The sequence below is a fragment of the Collinsella aerofaciens genome (genome assembly GCF_039752775.1).
Classification (GTDB): Bacteria; Actinomycetota; Coriobacteriia; order Coriobacteriales; family Coriobacteriaceae; genus Collinsella; species Collinsella aerofaciens_R.
In genome coordinates, this window is record NZ_JBDMGT010000073.1 from 1 (window position 1) to 1,121 (window position 1,121).

Annotated in this window: 1 protein-coding gene; it reads right to left on the bottom strand. The window is 34.7% G+C overall.

Features of this window, described 5'->3' with window-relative positions:
* On the bottom strand, positions 1 to 1,121 hold a 1,121-nt coding region (locus ABHR63_RS10000), incomplete at both ends, for a M14 family zinc carboxypeptidase (RefSeq protein ID WP_346966010.1).

Here is a 1,121-nt window from a genome sequence, read left to right on the forward strand (position 1 = left end):
CCTTGATGTAGTTGTCCTATTGAGTCATAATCTGTTCCTGGTCCTTTTCTTACATTTAGGAATGATTGTACGTTTATTACTTCTCCATTTGATATATATGTTTTATCTGAAGATGAACTTCCTCCTATAATGTCTGATCCTGAACTTCCACCAGTACTTCCTCCTGATGAACTTCCATCAGAACCACCTATTAAGTTTGTTACTGCATTTATAGACTTTTGTAGATATCTTCCATTAACAGCATCTGAATGACTGTAACATGACTGTGGTAATTCTATTAAGGCTGCTCTTACTCCTATTGAATTTGCCCATGATATTAAGAATCCAGCTTGATATACTCCATCATAATTTCCATTTACAAAACCAAATTGATTTTGGAATGCCCTTGATATATGTGAATCTCCTATTGTCTTATCTTCCCATCCGTGCATATCTATTAAATATGTTGAACCTGATGTCTTTCCTTTTATTTCACTTATAAAGTCACGTAAACTTCTTGATTCTGGTACACTTAACGGCTCTTTATTTGTCCAATGTCTTGAATCTCCATATGGTGTAAATCCTATTGGAAAATCTCTATTACAATCTACTGCACCTACTATAGTACATCTTCCTGGCCCATTATTTGTATATCCTTCTGATAATCCATCTGGATTTGCTACTGGAATTATATATAGTGACCAATTGTTTGTTCCTGCATTTTGGAAGTGCTCTATAAGTCCATTACCTATTCTAGTTAACTCAATACCATCCGCTGCCCAGTGATCTTCCCATCCGTGTATTGCACATACATATATCAATGAATTAGCTCCATTACCAACTTTATAAGCTGCTAATTCTCTTCCTCTTCCACTTGTTCCATATACTATTTTTTGTGCATTTGTTATTGATGGTCTAGGTATATCCACTCTAGTAGCTGCTGAACCTTCATATTTTACATAACCAGATTTAGTGTTTGGTCCTTTGGATGTATTATAAACAACATGTGTCATTCCATTTTTCTTATATAATGGTGTTGCTGATTCATATGGATCTAATGATCCTAAATGTCCACCATTTTCATCTAATACTTCCTCTGGTGTAGTTCCTTTGTGCCACATACTTTGATTAAAGTACCTTAT